This window comes from Serratia sp. CY33802 (assembly GCF_052169095.1).
Classification (GTDB): Bacteria; Pseudomonadota; Gammaproteobacteria; order Enterobacterales; family Enterobacteriaceae; genus Serratia; species Serratia bockelmannii.
Genome location: NZ_JBJNLL010000009.1, coordinates 180,698 through 195,368 on the forward strand (window position 1 = coordinate 180,698; position 14,671 = coordinate 195,368).

14 protein-coding genes are annotated in these 14,671 nt (G+C 61.3%); 9 read left to right on the forward strand and 5 right to left on the reverse strand.

Annotated elements, in window-relative coordinates; all coding sequences use genetic code 11:
• Positions 1-89 precede the first annotated feature (89 nt).
• From ACJ8HA_RS21685 to argD, 5 genes are all read left to right on the forward strand, one after another.
• Positions 90-1,775, forward strand: coding sequence for a LytS/YhcK type 5TM receptor domain-containing protein (locus ACJ8HA_RS21685; RefSeq protein ID WP_442515510.1), 1,686 nt, complete (start codon positions 90-92; stop codon positions 1,773-1,775).
• A complete protein-coding gene (btsR, locus tag ACJ8HA_RS21690) occupies positions 1,775-2,500 on the forward strand; it encodes a two-component system response regulator BtsR (protein ID WP_047729698.1) in 726 nt (241 codons plus the stop codon). Before ACJ8HA_RS21685 ends, btsR begins: the two co-directional genes overlap by 1 nt.
• A gap of 151 nt (positions 2,501-2,651) precedes the next feature.
• Positions 2,652-4,178 (forward strand): helicase HerA-like domain-containing protein, encoded by a 1,527-nt coding sequence (locus tag ACJ8HA_RS21695; protein ID WP_442515511.1) that lies wholly within the window; start codon positions 2,652-2,654, stop codon positions 4,176-4,178.
• Between the two features lie 72 nt (positions 4,179-4,250).
• Positions 4,251-4,826: an aminodeoxychorismate synthase component II gene (locus tag ACJ8HA_RS21700; protein ID WP_049198366.1), complete on the forward strand. Its 576-nt coding sequence runs from the start codon at positions 4,251-4,253 to the stop codon at positions 4,824-4,826.
• A 131-nt stretch (positions 4,827-4,957) separates the two neighbouring features.
• Positions 4,958-6,175, forward strand: coding sequence for a bifunctional acetylornithine/succinyldiaminopimelate transaminase (gene argD, locus ACJ8HA_RS21705; RefSeq protein WP_033649310.1), 1,218 nt, complete (start codon positions 4,958-4,960; stop codon positions 6,173-6,175).
• A 40-nt stretch (positions 6,176-6,215) separates the two neighbouring features.
• Here the strand turns inward: argD and ACJ8HA_RS21710 are convergent, their stop codons facing one another.
• Together ACJ8HA_RS21710 and crp are read right to left on the reverse strand one after the other, a co-directional pair.
• On the reverse strand, positions 6,216-8,294 hold the full coding sequence (locus ACJ8HA_RS21710; protein WP_060424556.1) for a YccS/YhfK family putative transporter: 2,079 nt from the start codon (positions 8,292-8,294) through the stop codon (positions 6,216-6,218).
• A gap of 50 nt (positions 8,295-8,344) precedes the next feature.
• Complete coding sequence (gene crp, locus ACJ8HA_RS21715) at positions 8,345-8,977, reverse strand: cAMP-activated global transcriptional regulator CRP (RefSeq protein ID WP_004090925.1); 633 nt, start codon at positions 8,975-8,977, stop codon at positions 8,345-8,347.
• 382 nt (positions 8,978-9,359) lie between these two features.
• Here crp and ACJ8HA_RS21720 point away from each other — a divergent pair, with 382 nt between their 5' ends.
• Positions 9,360-9,767 carry an OsmC family protein gene (locus ACJ8HA_RS21720; RefSeq protein WP_004930372.1) on the forward strand — a complete coding sequence of 136 codons (408 nt, stop codon included), beginning with the start codon at positions 9,360-9,362 and terminating at the stop codon, positions 9,765-9,767.
• A gap of 38 nt (positions 9,768-9,805) precedes the next feature.
• Here ACJ8HA_RS21720 and ACJ8HA_RS21725 read toward each other — a convergent pair whose 3' ends face one another.
• From ACJ8HA_RS21725 to ACJ8HA_RS21735, 3 genes are all read right to left on the reverse strand, one after another.
• Positions 9,806-10,675 carry a phosphoribulokinase gene (locus ACJ8HA_RS21725; protein ID WP_033636275.1) on the reverse strand — a complete coding sequence of 290 codons (870 nt, stop codon included), beginning with the start codon at positions 10,673-10,675 and terminating at the stop codon, positions 9,806-9,808.
• A gap of 151 nt (positions 10,676-10,826) precedes the next feature.
• Positions 10,827-11,060, reverse strand: a complete 234-nt coding sequence (locus ACJ8HA_RS21730) for a YheU family protein (protein ID WP_004930376.1) — start codon at positions 11,058-11,060, stop codon at positions 10,827-10,829.
• Positions 11,057-12,037: a hydrolase gene (locus tag ACJ8HA_RS21735; protein ID WP_047729705.1), complete on the reverse strand. Its 981-nt coding sequence runs from the start codon at positions 12,035-12,037 to the stop codon at positions 11,057-11,059. Before ACJ8HA_RS21735 ends, ACJ8HA_RS21730 begins: the two co-directional genes overlap by 4 nt.
• 119 nt (positions 12,038-12,156) lie before the next feature.
• Here ACJ8HA_RS21735 and ACJ8HA_RS21740 point away from each other — a divergent pair, with 119 nt between their 5' ends.
• The 3 genes from ACJ8HA_RS21740 to tauA all read left to right on the forward strand — a co-directional run bounded on the left by ACJ8HA_RS21740 (position 12,157) and on the right by tauA (position 14,662).
• Positions 12,157-12,759, forward strand: a complete 603-nt coding sequence (locus ACJ8HA_RS21740; protein WP_038878079.1) for a LysE family translocator — start codon at positions 12,157-12,159, stop codon at positions 12,757-12,759.
• A gap of 10 nt (positions 12,760-12,769) precedes the next feature.
• On the forward strand, positions 12,770-13,552 hold the full coding sequence (locus ACJ8HA_RS21745; protein WP_442515512.1) for a PhzF family phenazine biosynthesis protein: 783 nt from the start codon (positions 12,770-12,772) through the stop codon (positions 13,550-13,552).
• 114 nt (positions 13,553-13,666) lie between these two features.
• Entirely contained in the window at positions 13,667-14,662 is a 996-nt protein-coding gene (gene tauA / locus ACJ8HA_RS21750; protein WP_060424564.1) for a taurine ABC transporter substrate-binding protein, read from the forward strand.
• The last annotated feature ends 9 nt before the right edge of the window (positions 14,663-14,671 follow it).

Below are 14,671 nucleotides of genomic sequence, written 5' to 3' on the forward strand. Positions count from 1 at the left end.
TCTCCCGTGCCCCATGCTCTAATCGGCAGACAATAACCAGACCGGAAATCCGGCGTTCGCCCTTTGTTGTCTCTGGATGAGTTGCTGCCATGTATGAATTTAACCAGGTGCTGTTGCTGTTGCAGCAGATGTGCGTCTATCTCGTCATCGCCTATCTGCTGAGCAAAACCCCGCTGTTTATCCCGCTGATGCAGGTGACTATTCGCCTGCCGCACAAGCTGCTGTGCTACGTGATCTTCTCGGTGTTCTGCATCATGGGCACCTATTTTGGGCTGCACATTCAGGATTCGATCGCCAACACCCGCGCGATAGGCGCGGTCCTGGGCGGGCTGCTGGGCGGGCCGTCGGTGGGCTTTCTGGTCGGGCTGACCGGCGGCCTGCACCGGTATACGCTCGGCGGCATGACCGACGTGGCCTGCGCGATTTCCACGGTGTCGGAAGGCCTGGTCGGCGGCATCGTACACAGCATCGCCATGCGCCGCGGGCGCATCGAGCTGCTGTTCAATCCGCTGTTCGTCGGCGGCGTGGCGCTGGTGGCGGAAGTGCTGCAGATGGCGATCATCCTGGCGGTGGCGCGCCCCTACGACGAAGCGTTGCAGCTGGTAGAGCACATCGCGCTGCCGATGATGATCGCCAATACCGTCGGTGCGGCGATGTTCATGCAAATCCTGCTGGATCGGCGCGCGATGTTTGAGAAATACACCAGCGCTTTCTCTTCCAAGGCGCTGAAGATCGCCGAGCGCACCGAGGGCATCCTGCGCCAGGGCTTCGATCAAGAAAACAGCATGAAGGTCGCCCGGGTGATTTATCAGGAGCTGGGTATCGGTGCAGTGGCGATCACCGATCGTGACAAGCTGCTGGCGTTTATCGGCATCGGCGACGATCACCACCTGCCGGGCACGCCGATCGTCTCGGTGCATTCGCATCGCGCCATCGACAACAACGAGGTGGTGTACGCCGACGGCAATCAGCTCTCTTACTGCTGCTCGATCAACCCGGCCTGCAAGCTGGGTTCGACGCTGGTGATCCCGCTGCGCGGCGAAAACCAGCGGGTGATCGGCACCATCAAACTGTACGAACCGAAAAGCCAGCTGTTCAGCACCATCAACCGTACGCTGGGCGAAGGCATCGCCAGCCTGCTGTCGGCGCAGATCATGGCCGGACAGTACGAGCGCCACAAGCAGCTGCTGGCGCAGTCGGAGATCAAGCTGCTGCATGCGCAGGTCAATCCGCATTTCCTGTTCAATGCCTTGAATACCCTGGTGGCGGTGATCCGCCGCGATGGCGAGCGCGCCTGCGATCTGGTGCAGTCCCTCTCAACCTTCTTTCGTAAAAACCTCAAACGCTCGGATGACGAAGTCAGCCTGGCGGATGAGATTGAACACGTGAACGCCTACCTGCAGATCGAGAAAGCGCGCTTCGCCGATCGGCTGGAGATCGCGGTATCGCTGCCGGAGGCGCTGTTGGCGGTGCGGCTGCCGGCGTTCTCGCTGCAGCCAATCGTCGAAAACGCCATCAAGCATGGCACCTCGCATCTGTTGGGCGTGGGTCGCATCGAAATCGGCGCCTGCTGCGAAGGCGAGCATCTGCTGCTGCAGGTGACGGACAACGCCGGGCTGTTCCAGCCGAAACCGAACTGCAGCGGGCTGGGGATGAATCTGGTGGATAAACGCATTCGCGTGCGCTACGGCGAAGGCTATGGCGTGCAGGTGGATTGCCGGCCGGACGCCTACACCCGCATTACGCTCAATGTCCCCATGGAGAGGGCCGCCTGATGTTAAACGCACTGATTGTTGACGATGAACCTTCCGCGCGCGACAACCTGCGCCATCTGCTGGAGGCCGAGGCGGAGATCGCGATTATCGGCGAATGCGCCAACGCCATCGAAGCCATCAGCCAGATCCACCGGCTGCAGCCGGACGTGGTGTTTCTCGATATCCAGATGCCGCGCATCAGCGGGCTGGAAATGGTCGGCATGCTGGATCCCAACCGCATGCCGCACATCGTGTTTCTGACCGCCTACGACGAATACGCGGTGCAGGCGTTCGAGGAGCATGCCTTCGACTATCTGCTGAAGCCGGCGGAGCCGAAGCGGCTGAGCAAGACGCTGCAACGCCTGCGGCAGCGCAGTGCACCGCAGGACGTGGCGGCGCTGGAAGAGAGCGCCGGTTACCTGAAATACATTCCCTGCACCGGCCACAGCCGCATCTACCTGCTGCGGTTCGATGAAGTGCTGGCGATCCGTTCCAAACTGAGCGGGGTCTTCGTGGTGCGCAGCGACGGCATGGAGTGTTTCACCGAGCTGACGCTGCGCACGCTGGAAAGCCGTACGCCGCTGGTGCGCTGCCATCGGCAGTATCTGGTCAATCTGGAGCAGGTGCGCGAGATCCGTTTCGAAGAGGGCGGCGCAGCGGAGATGATCATGTCGGCCGGCGATCCTGTACCGGTCAGCCGACGCTATTTGAAGGCGCTGAAAGAGCAACTGGGGCTGCGGGGGTGACGCAGGTCTTAGGGGGATTCTGAAAAGACAGGCATCATGGGCATCCCGACGGCGCCCATTTTGTTTGTCCTTGACGGGGTTACGCGGCGCTTATAGCTTTATTGCATCAACAGGCGCGTTTCGCGCTGCGTCAGCGTCAAAGGAACAGAAAATGAGTGAACCACGGATTATCGCCAAAGCGATGAAAGACGGAAAACCGGAGCAGGATCTGGTGATTTTGCCGGCGTTGGCCAACCGCCACGGGCTGATCACCGGGGCAACCGGCACCGGCAAGACGGTGACGCTGCAGAAAATGGCCGAACAGTTCTCGCGCATCGGCGTGCCGGTGTTCCTGTCCGACGTGAAGGGCGATCTGTCAGGCATCGGCGCCGAGGGCGTGCCTTCCGAGAAACTGCAGGCGCGCCTGGCGGCGATCGGCGTCACCGACTGGCAGCCGCAGGCCTGCACCATTATCCCGTGGGATATTTACGGCGAAAAGGGCCACCCGATCCGCGCCACGATTTCCGATCTCGGGCCGCTGTTGCTGGGGCGCCTGTTGGATCTGAACGAGGTGCAAAGCGGCGTGCTGCAGCTGGTGTTCAAGATCGCCGATGACAATGCGCTGCTGTTGCTGGACATGAAGGACCTGCGCGCCATGGTGCAGTTCGTCGGCGACAACGCCAAACAATTCCAGACCCAGTACGGCAATATCTCTGCCGCGTCGATCGGCGCCATCCAGCGTGGGTTGCTGACGCTGGAAGAGCAGGGAGCCAACCAGTTCTTCGGCGAGCCGATGCTGGACATCAACGATCTGATGAAAACCGACGCCAACGGTCACGGCGTGATCAACCTGCTGGCGGCGGACAAGCTGATCAATCAGCCGAAGCTGTATTCGGTATTCCTGCTGTGGCTGCTGGCCGAGCTGTTTGAGCACTTGCCGGAAGTGGGCGACCCTGAACAGCCGAAGCTGGTGTTCTTCTTCGATGAGGCGCACCTGCTGTTCAACGATGCGCCGGCGGCGCTGTTGACCAAGATCGAACAGGTGGTGCGTCTGATCCGCTCCAAAGGCGTCGGCATTTACTTCGTCACCCAGAACCCGCTGGACATTCCGGACAGCGTGCTGGGCCAGCTGGGCAACCGCGTACAGCATGCGCTGCGCGCCTTTACTCCGCGCGATCAGAAGGCGGTGAAGACGGCGGCGCAAACCCTGCGCGCCAATGCGGCCTTCGATGCCGAAACGGCGATCACCGAGCTGGGTGTGGGCGAAGCGCTGGTGTCATTCCTCGACGAGAAGGGCCGGCCTAACGTGGTGGAGCGGGCGATGGTGATCGCGCCGGAATCCAAAATGGGCATGCTCGGTGCGGAAGGGCTGAACAGCGCGATCAACAAGTCGCCGCTGTATGGCCGCTATGAGGATATGATCGACCGCGAATCCGCCTACGAGAAGCTGTCGTCGGGCGGCTTCGCCACCGTCGGCACCCCGCAGCAGGGGCAGCAACCGCAGGCGCAACAGCAACAACAGCAGGCGGGCGGCGGCCTGATGGACGGCCTGAACGAGCTGCTGTTCGGTTCCACCGGCCCGCGCGGCGGCAAGCGCGACGGCATCGTCCAGACCGCCGCCAAGAGCATGGCGCGCGATCTCGGCCGCCAGATCCTGCGCGGCGTGCTGGGGTCGATCACCGGCGGCCGTAAAAAGTAAGCGGAAATTATCGTCGGCAGCGGCGGGTTAAATCAGTACACTGTGGCGGCATTTTTCTCTGCCGGACCTAACATGCTGCTGCTGATCGATAACTACGACTCCTTTACCTATAACCTTTACCAGTACTTCTGCGAATTGGGCGCCGAGGTGCTGGTGAAGCGCAACGATGAGCTGCAGCTGGCCGATATCGAGCGGCTGGCGCCGCAGCATCTGGTGATTTCCCCTGGCCCCTGTACCCCGAACGAAGCGGGTATCTCGCTGGCCGCCATTCGTCATTTCGCCGGCAAGCTGCCGATCCTCGGCGTGTGCCTGGGGCACCAGGCGCTGGGGCAGGCGTTCGGCGCCGAGGTGGTGCGCGCCCGCGCGGTGATGCACGGCAAAACCTCGGCGATTCGTCACCTGGGCGTCGGCGTGTTTCGTGGCCTGAGCGATCCGCTGACCGTGACCCGCTATCACTCGCTGGTGCTGAAAGCCGATACGCTGCCGGACTGTTTTGAAGTGACCGCCTGGAGCGAGCGCGACGGCGTGCGCGACGAGATCATGGGCATCCGCCACCGCACTTTGGCGTTGGAAGGCGTGCAGTTCCATCCGGAAAGCGTGCTCAGCGAGCAGGGCCACCAGCTGCTGGATAATTTCCTCAAGCGTTAATTCCGGTGCGTTTTTTTCGCCCGTCAGGCGTTTTGCGTTTGCGCTTGATTGGTTTTTTATGCATATTTCGTGATTATGTTTTCAATCTAACATTACGATAGCGCTGAAAAACTTTCAGGGTGGAGCCGAAAATGACTGAAAAATCCGCAGTGAGCCGCAGTACCTTTGACCAGGTGATCCTGCCTGTTTATGCGCCTGCCCAGTTTGTGCCGGTGCGTGGCCAAGGCAGCCGGGTCTGGGATCAGCAGGGAAAAGAGTACATCGATTTTTCCGGCGGCATCGCGGTGACGGCGCTGGGGCACTGCCATCCGGCGCTGGTCGAGGCGCTTAAACGCCAGGGCGAAACCCTGTGGCATACCAGCAACGTCTTCACCAATGAGCCCGCGCTGCGCCTGGCAAGCAAACTGATCGACGCCACCTTCGCCGATCGGGTGTTCTTCGCCAACTCCGGCGCTGAGGCCAACGAGGCGGCGTTCAAACTGGCGCGCCATTACGCCATCACCCGCCACAGCCCGTACAAAACTAAAATCATCGCTTTCTATAACGCGTTTCACGGCCGCACGCTATTCACCGTGTCGGTGGGCGGGCAGGCTAAATACTCCGACGGGTTCGGGCCGAAGCCGGCCGACATCGTGCACGTGCCGTTCAACGATTTGGCGGCGGTGAAGGCGGTGATGGACGACCACACCTGCGCGGTGGTGATGGAGCCGATTCAGGGCGAGGGCGGTATTACGCCGGTCGACGCCGGCTTCCTCAAAGGCGTGCGCGAGCTGTGCGACCAACATCAGGCGCTGCTGGTGTTCGACGAAGTGCAAAGCGGCATGGGGCGCAGCGGCAAACTGTTCGCCTATATGCATTATGGCGTGACGCCGGACATTCTCACCACCGCCAAGGCGCTGGGCGGCGGTTTCCCGGTCAGCGCCATGCTGACCACCGAAGACATTGCGTCGGTGATGCAGGTGGGCACCCACGGCACCACTTACGGCGGCAACCCGCTGGCCTGCGCGGTGGCGGAGGCGGCGCTGGACGTGATCAATACGCCGGAGGTGCTGAGCGGCATTGAGCAGCGTCATGCGCTGTATGTGCAGGCTTTGCAGCATATCGGCGATAAATACGGTATTTTCACCGCGATTCGCGGCATGGGGCTGCTGATTGGCGCCGAGCTGACGCCGCATTATCACGGCAGGGCGCGCGACTTCCTCACCGCCGCCGCCGCGCGTGGGTTGATGATCCTCAATGCCGGGCCGAACGTGATCCGCTTCGCGCCGTCGCTGGTGGTGGAGCTGCAGGATATCGAGGCCGGCATGGCGCTGTTCGAGCTGGCGGTGCAGGATGTGATCAACGCCTGAAGCCCGCGCGGCATATAACGGGGCGCGGCATGCCGCGCCCTTATTGATCGCGCAGTTTGCGCTTGAGCCAGATGCCGTGGTGCGGGCGCTGGCGCCAGGCCAGCGACGAAATGGTGTGCATCACGCTCAGGTGCGACAAAATGCGCCGCAGATGGCGCTCCATCTCGGTAACGGGCATGTCCGGATGCAGATCCGGCGGCTGCATGATGCCGCTGTTGCCGCTGCTCGGGCCGTCGTATTCCAACCGCTGCTGGCAGCTTTGCAGCGCGATTTCACAGGTCTGCAGATACTCTTCCGCCAGTTTCGGCGTCAGCATGTAGTGCTCGCGTGCCAGAATGGTCATGGCGTTCAGGTGTTCGACGATGAACTGGCTGTGAGTGACCCACAGCCGCATGTCCGCCAGATAGTTTGACGCGAACCCCGGCTCTTGCATCGCCTGATTGAGCGAGGTGAACAGCGCGTTGTGTGCCTGGTTGACCTGCATGCGGGTATAGGCCAACGCGGTGGCGTCCGGTTCCGGTTGCTTCAGCATCAGCCGCAGCGCGGCTTGATCGTTCTCCAGCGCCTGATGGGCATTCTTGCGCAGCAGCCCGCTTTGCCACTGCGGCCACAGCCAAATGGTGCCGCCGAACGCCAGCACGCAGCCGATCAGCGTATCGATCAGGCGCGGTACCAGAAAATGCGAGCCGTTCAGCGCCAGCAGCTGCAGGGTGTAAACCGCCGTGACCGTAAAGCCAATCACCGACAGCCCGTAGTTCTTGCGCGAAACCAGGTAGGCCAGCAGCGTGATCACCAGCATGATGCTCAGCGTTTCTCCCTCCGGCAACTGCAGCTGCAGCAGCCCGGCTGCCAGCAATAGCCCGGCAATCGTGCCCAGCGCACGGTGCTGAATACGCACCCGGGTGGCGTTATACCCGTTTTGGCTCACCAGCATGATGGTGAGCAGGATCCAGTAAGGCTTCGGCAGGTTGAATACCGCACCCAGGCTGCTGCCGACCGCCAGCGTTACGCCCAGCCGCGCGGCGTTGCGCAGGGCGGTGGATTTGAACGACAGATAGCTGACCAGCGCCGGCCAAAACGGCAGGCGGTGCTGGCCGGGCATCAGGTCGCGGCGGTACAGCGGATGCTGGGTGCGCAGCAGGCGGGCGATGCGGCTGAAGTGGTAATAACAAAACTGGCCGACCGGATTATCGGGATGCTGCGCCGCCATTTTTTCCAGCGCCGCCAGCTCGTGGGTCATGGAGAAGCGCTTCGAATGTTGATGATAGAGAATATCGTGCGCCACCACGCGCAGCCGGCCGGCGATCACCTGAGCATTGCGGCGAATGATCGCTTCGGCCTGGCTCTGCTCCACCAGTTTTTGCACCTCTTCCGGCAGATGCAGGCTGACGGTGATGTGCTCCTGCAGGTCCATCGCCACCTGAAAGGCGCGCTGCAGGCGCTTTTGCTCGAGATTGTTGGCGTGCGGCAGGAAATTAAGCTGTTGGTACAACAGGCTGATCAGGTCCATCACCTTTTGCTGGCGCACCAGCAGCGGCGGCAGCGCGGTCTGCGGATCGGTGTGCTGGGTCAGCAGCGAGTATTTGGCTTCGAAATAGTCCGCCAGTTCCAGGTAGAGCTGGCTCAGCGTCTCGCGCATCGGCTGCTCTTTCCACAGCTTGAACCAGAACCAGGTGAATAAGCCATACCAGGCGGTGCCGATCGCGTACAGCAGCGGCGCCTGCCAGATAGGCACCGTGCCGGCCGTGCTGAGGGCGAAGATGGCGGCCACCAGCGCCGCCGGCAACAGCCGGGCGTGCAGCGGGCTGATTTCGCCGGTGACGCCGAGCAGCAGCGCCAGGCCCAGCATCAGCGCCGGCAGCGGCACGTGCCACAGCAGGGCCTGTTGCAGCAGCACGCTGCTGAAGGCGAACAGCGAACCGCCGACGATCAGTCGTTTAAAGAAGCGCTTATGCGGCGTATCCAGCCCGGCGATATTGCAGCAGGCGGGCACGAGGGAGAACATCAGGCCGAGCTGCAGCTGGCCTATCAGCAGGCCGAACAGCACCGGCAGGCACAACACCAGCGTTTGTCGCAGTGCGTAGTTGATTTCCGGGTGGTAGATCAGGCGGCGCCACATGGCAGAGAGCAGACAAAAAAACGGCGCAGACTGCGCCGTTTTTTCAGGGATTAACGGGTGCCGTAGACGACAATGGTTTTGCCGTGGGCGGAAATCAGGTTTTGATCTTCCAGCATTTTCAGAATACGGCCAACGGTTTCACGCGAGCAGCCGACGATCTGGCCGATCTCCTGACGGGTGATCTTGATCTGCATGCCGTCCGGGTGAGTCATGGCGTCGGGTTGCTTCGCCAGATTCAGCAGGGTTTGCGCGATGCGGCCGGTAACGTCCAGGAAGGCGAGGTTGCCCACTTTTTCGGAGGTGACCTGCAGGCGGCTCGCCATTTGGGCGGACAGACGCATCAGGATGTCCGGGTTCACCTGGATCAGCTGGCGGAATTTCTTGTAGGAAATTTCGGCCACTTCACAGGCGGTTTTCGCGCGAACCCAGGCGCTGCGCTCCTGGCCTTCTTCGAACAATCCGAGCTCGCCGATGAAATCCCCCTGGTTGAGGTAGGACAGGATCATCTCTTTACCTTCTTCATCCTTGATCAGCACCGCGACGGAGCCTTTCACGATGTAGTAAAGCGTTTCGGCCTTTTCACCTTGGTGAATCAGCGTACTCTTCGATGGATATTTGTGGATATGGCAATGAGACAGGAACCATTCGAGAGTAGGGTCTGTTTGCGGTTTGCCGAGAACCATTCGCTGTTATCCTCTGTTGTTATCGCTGCCTTGTGTCACAGGGGTCAGAGTTCCCTGTAAAACCCGCCTGTAGCCGCAGTCATGAGCGAGGGCTACCGGCAAGTTTTGAGGCGTGTCATAAAAATACGCTGTCGCTCTAGCATATTAACTTGCCGTAAGCGCTGCAAGCTACATTCTGTTAACATACCGGTAAAGGAGCCTTTCTCTGGGCGTTTCCCTGAAATTCAGTGTCCCGGAAAGATTTATTGCGGCTCTGTTTGTAGCACAGAGTAAGGCGGGTGTCTCGTGTTGTCTCGCTTCAGCATGATTAGCATCAGGTTACGTTGCCTGTTTCTATGCGAAAGCGTACTCTGATTTTAAGAAATCAACCGGAGTGACCAGAATGCAGGCAAGAGTTAAATGGGTGGAAGGGTTAACGTTTTTGGGGGAATCGGCCTCCGGCCACCAGGTGCTGATGGACGGCAACGCCGGTGATAAAGCGCCCAGCCCGATGGAGATGGTGCTGATGTCGGTGGGCGGCTGCAGCGCGATCGACGTGGTGTCCATCCTGCAAAAAGGGCGCAACGACGTGCGCGACTGCGAGGTGAAGCTGACCTCCGAGCGCCGCGAAGAAGCCCCGCGGTTGTTCACCCATATCAACCTGCACTTCATCGTTACCGGCCAGGACCTGACCGACAAGATCGTCGAGCGTGCGGTGAACCTGTCGGCGGAGAAGTACTGCTCGGTGGCGCTGATGCTCAACAAGGCTGCCACGGTGACCCACAGCTTCGAGATCCGCCAACCGGCGTAATCGAAACGGAGCGCGGCCCGGCGCCGCGCTCAACGCATTTATTCGATCTTCTTGCCTTCCAGCAACCGCTGCACCAGCGGCGCCATGATCAGCTCCATCGCCAGCCCCATCTTGCCGCCCGGCACCACTAACGTATTGATGTGTGAGATAAACGAGCCCTGCAGCATCGCCAGCAAATAGGGGAAATCTATCTGATCCAGCCCGCGGAAGTGGATCACCACGAAGCTTTCGTCCAGTGAGGGAATCGCCTTGGCGGCGAACGGGTTGGAGGTGTCCACCGTCGGCACGCGCTGGAAGTTGATGTGGGTGCGCGAGAACTGCGGCGTGATGTAGTTGATGTAATCTTCCATCGAACGCACCACCGAATCCATCACCGCTTCGCGAGAGTGGCCACGCTCGCCGGTATCGCGGATCAGTTTCTGAATCCACTCCAGGTTGACGATCGGCACCACGCCGACCAGCAGATCGACGTGGTTGGCCACGTCATGGTGCTCGGTGACCACGCCGCCGTGCAGCCCCTCGTAGAACAGCACGTCAGTCGGCGCCGGCAGCGGTTCCCACGGGGTGAAGGTACCCGGCACCTGATTGTAGGGCACCGCTTCGTCGTAGGTGTGCAGATACTTGCGCGAGCGCCCGGTGCCGTTCTTGCCGTAGTCGATAAAGCTCTGCTGCAGCAGGCCGAAGTCGTTGGCCTCGGGGCCGAAATAGCTGATGTGTCTGCCCAGATCGCGCGCCTTGCGGATCGCCGCGTCCATTTCCGGCCGGGTGTAGCGATGGAAACTGTCGCCCTCCAGCTCGGCGGCGCGGATGTTGAGCTGTTGGAAGATCTTACGGAACGCCACGCTGGTGGTGGTGGTGCCGGCGCCGCTGGAACCGGTCACCGCGATAACGGGATGTTTGGCAGACATGATGGTTGTCACTCCGTGTTGAATGCGCCGGCGTCAGGGGATTATTGTGGCTCTTGTTGACGCTCTCTATCTCAGGAAAAAATGGCGCGCGCTGGTTTGCAATGCCCCATTGTTACCTGATTTTTTCCGTCAGTCATAGAACCGAGCGCCACTAAATTTCTTCCTGCCCGGCGCGGAACTGGCCGCGCGGCATGATGTTGACGCTCTCGTGCAGTTCCGACCACACCAGCACCACTTCGCCGTTTTTCAGCTGGCGGCGCACGTCCTCCACCTTCTGTTCCAGCGAGCGTTCATGTTCGCCGTAATCGGTGCCTTCGCGCAGTACAAAGGATTCGATCAGGCTGTTCAGGGTGTCGGTTGCCAGTTCTTGCCAGGGAATGATCACGTCGGGATGTCCAGATAAGGGGAAAGCCAGGCCGGAATGCGATGTTCCAGCCACATGTGCGGTTTTTTCAGCGTGCCGCCGACGAAGCCGACGTGGCCGCCGTACTCGGTCAGTTGATATTCGATATTGCGCGGCAGGCCGGCGACGTCGGGGATCACCTCATGGGTCATGAAGGGATCGTCCTTCGCATGGATGATCAGCAGCGGCGTCTGAATAGCCGGCAACAGCGGCAGGGCGCTGCAGCGGCGATAGTAGTCGATAGCGTCGCTAAAGCCGTGAATGCGCGAGGTAATGGCGTCGTCGAATTCGCGGATGCGCCGCAACCCGTTCAGCTGTGACAGCTTGAGCGGCAGAGTGTCCGGGTAGTGCAACAGCTTGCGGGTGGCGTTTTGTTTCAGCTGCCCCAGCAGGTAGCGTTGATAAACACGGGAGAAACCTTGCTCCATGCGGTAGGCGCAGGGCTCCAGCATCAGCGGCGCCGAGACCACCACCGCCGCCTGCAGCAGGCTGTCGGCGCCTTGCTGCGCCAGATAGCAGGCCAGCATGTTGCCGCCGAGCGAAACGCCTACCGCCGCGGTCGGCACCTCGCCGTAGCGGTCGCGCAGCCAGCGCAGGAAGAAGCGTGCATCTTCGGTTTCACCGGAGTGGTAGATGCGCTGCTTGCGGTTGGGCACGCCGCTGCAGCCGCGAAAGTGCATCACCACGCCGAGCCAGCCACGCTCACGCCAGGCGTTGAGCAGGCCATGTGCGTAGGGGCTGTAGAAGCTGCCTTCCAGGCCGTGGAACAGCACCGCGCGCGGTTTGTCGCGCGCCTGCGCCGGATCTTCGCTCCAGGCGAGATCGACGAAATCGCCGTCGGGCAATTCCAGCCGTTGCCAATGCGGTTTCAATAACACGCGGCGGCGCACCAACCGCGGCAACAGCGTTTGCAGGTGCGGGTTACTGGCCCCGGTCAGAGGGCGAAAGGTGTTAGGCATAGGCTGAGTAAAAATGTTGTGGGCGGCTATTGTGAGATCCCTAGCGCACTGTTAGCTTCAATACCAAGAACTAACAATGATACTGCAAAAAAGCGCCTTGGGTGAGGAGCACCCGTGCCATGGAACCGAGTTTATTCCTTTCGATGCTGGGCTTCCTGTGGGTCGCCGCCATCACGCCTGGCCCCAATAACCTGCTGTTGACTACCTCCGGCGCTAACTTCGGCTTTATGCGATCGCTGTGGCTGATGGTCGGTATCATGCTCGGCATGCAAAGCATTTTGCTGCTGGTGGCTTTCGGCGTCGGCAGCCTGATCCTGGTCTACCCGTCGCTGCACCTGATCCTGAAAATCCTCGGCAGTCTGTACCTGCTGTGGCTGGCGTGGAAAGTCGCCACCGCCGCCTATGAAAAACTGGAAACCGACGTGGCGCCGCCGCAGCCGGTGCGGCTGTATCAGGGCTGGCTGCTGCAGTTCCTCAACCCGAAAGCCTGGCTGATGGCGCTGGGGGCGGTGGCCAGCTTCAGCCTGGCGGGCGATAAGTACAACGGATCCATTGCGGCGATCGCGCTGGGCATTTTGGTGGTCAACATTGTCGCCGGCATTATCTGGCTGGCGTTCGGCACCGTGATCGGCCGCCTGCTGCGCAGCAAAAAGGCCTGGGTTATCTTCAACGTTTCCATGGGGTTGTTGACCGCAGCCTGTGTGTTACTGATCTGGCATTAAGGAGCGAACGATGGCGGAAAATTATTATCACGTGGTTGCCTTTACCGGCAAAGGGCTGCGCGGCAACCCGGCCGGGGTTTGCCTGCTGACGCAGCCGCTGTCGGCGGAGCGGCTGCAGGCGATCGCCAACGAGATCGGCCTGCCGGAAACCAGCTTTGTCTGGGATGACGGCGACATGACCGCTATCCGCTGGTTTACCCCGGAACGCGAGGTCGACCTTTGCGGCCACGGCACCCTGGCGGCGGCGCATGTGATGTTCAGCGCGATCAATCCGGCGCTGCAGGATATCCGCTTCCGTTCGGCCGGCGGCGAGCTGTTCGTCAAGCGCGATGCGCAGGACGGGGAACGGCTGGTGCTCGACTTCCCCGCACGGCCGCCGCAGAAGGTGGCTGAACCGGCGGGCCTCGCGGCGCTGCTGGGCGAGCAGCCGCTGGAGGTGTGGCAGGCGAAAGCGCTGATGGTGGTGCTGGAAAATGAGACGCAGGTACGCGCGCTGCGGCCGGACATCCCGGCGCTGATCGCGCTGGCCGGGCGTGCGGTAATCGTTACCGCGCCGGGTGACACCGTGGACTTCGTGTCGCGCTATTTCACGCTCGACGGCGGTGAAGATCCGGTTACCGGCTCCGCGCACTGCACGCTGATGCCTTACTGGACGGCGCGTCTCGGCCGCCATCGGCTGCATGCGCAGCAGATCTCGGCACGCGGCGGCGAACTGTTCTGCGAACTGCACGGGGATCGCACGCTGCTCGGCGGCTATGCTCATGTGTTCCTGCACGGAAGTATCGCGCTGTAACCCGTGTTTATATTACTCACGGTAATAAAGAAGACTTTTTTATTCTTTTATAGCCCGTCATCGCTCAGATAAAACTGTCAGCAACTGAACAGATTTTTATCAACGGAGCGGAACATGGCGGGCAAACTCTTTTCCTTACGCAACGCGGCGCTGTTGGCGCTGTCGCTCAGCGCAACCAGCGCCTACGCGGTGGATGTGACCGTGGCGTACCAGACGTCGGCGGAACCGGCCAAGGTGGCGCAGGCGGAAAACAGCTTCGCCAAACGGTCCGGCGCGACCGTCGACTGGCGTAAGTTCGACAGCGGCTCCAGCGTGCTGCGTGCGTTGGCCTCCGGCGACGTGCAGATCGGCAATATCGGCTCCAGCCCGCTGGCGGTGGCCGCCAGCCAGAAACTCCCCATCGAAGTGTTCCTCATCGCCTCGCAGCTCGGCAGTTCCGAAGCGCTGGTGGTGAAAAATGACATCAAAAGCCCGCAGGATCTGATCGGCAAGCGCATTGCGGTGCCGTTTATCTCCACCACCCATTACAGCCTGCTGGCCTCGCTCAAGCATTGGGGCATCAAGCCTGAGCAGGTGAAGATCCTCAATCTGCAGCCGCCGGCCATCGCCGCCGCCTGGCAGCGCGGCGACATCGACGGCGCCTACGTCTGGGCGCCGGTGGTCAACGAACTGGCCAAACAGGGCAAGGTGTTGACCGACTCCGCGCAGGTGGGCGAATGGGGCTCGCCGACGCTGGACGTGTGGGTGGTGCGCAAAGATTTTGCCGAGAAACATCCCGACGTGGTGACCGCCTTTGCCGCCAGCGCCCTGCAGGCGCAAAAAGCCTACCTGGCGGCGCCGGAACAGTGGCTGAAAGATCCGAACCACCTCAGCACGCTGGCGCGCCTGAGCGGCGTGCCGGAAGCGCAGGTGCCGGAGCTGGTGAAGGGAAACCGTTATCTGCCGGTGGCGGATCAGGTTGCCCAGCTCGGCCAGCCGGTGGACAAGGCGATCCGCGATACCGCCGAATTCCTCAAGCAGCAGGGCAAGATCCCGCAGGTCGACAGCGACTACAGCGCTTACGTGACCGACCGCTTTGTGAAACAGGTGCAGGCTGCGCCGCAGTCGTAAGGAAGCAGG

Excerpts from the sequence above, each read along its gene's own strand:
- ACJ8HA_RS21735 (WP_047729705.1), bottom strand. The coding sequence starts at position 12,037 with ATGCCTAACACCTTTCGCCCTCTGACCGGGGCCAGTAACCCGCACCTG.
- ACJ8HA_RS21700 (WP_049198366.1), top strand. The coding sequence starts at position 4,251 with ATGCTGCTGCTGATCGATAACTACGACTCCTTTACCTATAACCTTTAC.
- ACJ8HA_RS21725 (WP_033636275.1), bottom strand. The coding sequence starts at position 10,675 with ATGTCTGCCAAACATCCCGTTATCGCGGTGACCGGTTCCAGCGGCGCC.
- btsR (WP_047729698.1), top strand. The coding sequence starts at position 1,775 with ATGTTAAACGCACTGATTGTTGACGATGAACCTTCCGCGCGCGACAAC.
- tauA (WP_060424564.1), top strand. The coding sequence starts at position 13,667 with ATGGCGGGCAAACTCTTTTCCTTACGCAACGCGGCGCTGTTGGCGCTG.
- ACJ8HA_RS21710 (WP_060424556.1), bottom strand. The coding sequence starts at position 8,294 with ATGTGGCGCCGCCTGATCTACCACCCGGAAATCAACTACGCACTGCGA.
- crp (WP_004090925.1), bottom strand. The coding sequence starts at position 8,977 with ATGGTTCTCGGCAAACCGCAAACAGACCCTACTCTCGAATGGTTCCTG.
- ACJ8HA_RS21720 (WP_004930372.1), top strand. The coding sequence starts at position 9,360 with ATGCAGGCAAGAGTTAAATGGGTGGAAGGGTTAACGTTTTTGGGGGAA.
- ACJ8HA_RS21695 (WP_442515511.1), top strand. The coding sequence starts at position 2,652 with ATGAGTGAACCACGGATTATCGCCAAAGCGATGAAAGACGGAAAACCG.
- argD (WP_033649310.1), top strand. The coding sequence starts at position 4,958 with ATGACTGAAAAATCCGCAGTGAGCCGCAGTACCTTTGACCAGGTGATC.
- ACJ8HA_RS21685 (WP_442515510.1), top strand. The coding sequence starts at position 90 with ATGTATGAATTTAACCAGGTGCTGTTGCTGTTGCAGCAGATGTGCGTC.
- ACJ8HA_RS21745 (WP_442515512.1), top strand. The coding sequence starts at position 12,770 with ATGGCGGAAAATTATTATCACGTGGTTGCCTTTACCGGCAAAGGGCTG.
- ACJ8HA_RS21740 (WP_038878079.1), top strand. The coding sequence starts at position 12,157 with ATGGAACCGAGTTTATTCCTTTCGATGCTGGGCTTCCTGTGGGTCGCC.